The organism is Grimontia celer, from assembly GCF_900055185.1.
GTDB lineage: Bacteria > Pseudomonadota > Gammaproteobacteria > Enterobacterales > Vibrionaceae > Enterovibrio > Enterovibrio celer.
The window spans coordinates 1-1,083 of record NZ_FIZX01000023.1 but is presented as its reverse complement, the minus strand read 5'-3'; the positions used below and the strand labels follow the sequence as shown (position 1 = coordinate 1,083).

The following is a 1,083-nucleotide window of genomic DNA, read 5'->3' as shown; positions in this document are numbered from 1 at the left end:
GGCTGGAAGAATTTGGGCATTACGTGAAAGGCGAAATTACCAAAGTGGTGGGTAAATAATAACTGTCAGACCAAGTTTACTCATATATACTTTAGATTGATTTAAAACTTCATTTTTAATTTAAAAGGATCTAGGTGAAGATCCTTTTTGATAATCTCATGACCAAAATCCCTTAACGTGAGTTTTCGTTCCACTGAGCGTCAGACCCCGTAGAAAAGATCAAAGGATCTTCTTGAGATCCTTTTTTTCTGCGCGTAATCTGCTGCTTGCAAACAAAAAAACCACCGCTACCAGCGGTGGTTTGTTTGCCGGATCAAGAGCTACCAACTCTTTTTCCGAAGGTAACTGGCTTCAGCAGAGCGCAGATACCAAATACTGTTCTTCTAGTGTAGCCGTAGTTAGGCCACCACTTCAAGAACTCTGTAGCACCGCCTACATACCTCGCTCTGCTAATCCTGTTACCAGTGGCTGCTGCCAGTGGCGATAAGTCGTGTCTTACCGGGTTGGACTCAAGACGATAGTTACCGGATAAGGCGCAGCGGTCGGGCTGAACGGGGGGTTCGTGCACACAGCCCAGCTTGGAGCGAACGACCTACACCGAACTGAGATACCTACAGCGTGAGCTATGAGAAAGCGCCACGCTTCCCGAAGGGAGAAAGGCGGACAGGTATCCGGTAAGCGGCAGGGTCGGAACAGGAGAGCGCACGAGGGAGCTTCCAGGGGGAAACGCCTGGTATCTTTATAGTCCTGTCGGGTTTCGCAACCTCTGACTTGAGCGTCGATTTTTGTGATGCTCGTCAGGGGGGCGGAGCCTATGGAAAAACGCCAGCAACGCGGCCTTTTTACGGTTCCTGGCCTTTTGCTGGCCTTTTGCTCATTAGGCACCCCAGGCTTTACCCGAACGACCGAGCGCAGCGAGTCAGTGAGCGAGGAAGCGGAGAGCGCCCAATACGCAAGGAAACAGCTATGACCATGTTAATGCAGCTGGCACGACAGGTTTCCCGACTGGAAAGCGGGCAGTGAAGTGAAGGCCCATGAGGCCAGTTAATTAAGCGGCCGCGATATCCTGCAGATGCATCCAGT

At 50.8% G+C, this 1,083-nt stretch carries 1 protein-coding gene; it reads right to left on the bottom strand.

Annotation, left to right across the window (positions count from 1 at the left end; all coding sequences use genetic code 11):
• Positions 1 to 893 precede the first annotated feature (893 nt).
• Positions 894 to 1,083 (bottom strand): hypothetical protein (locus GCE9029_RS26865; protein ID WP_231870202.1); only part of this gene is annotated, 190 nt, incomplete at its 5' end.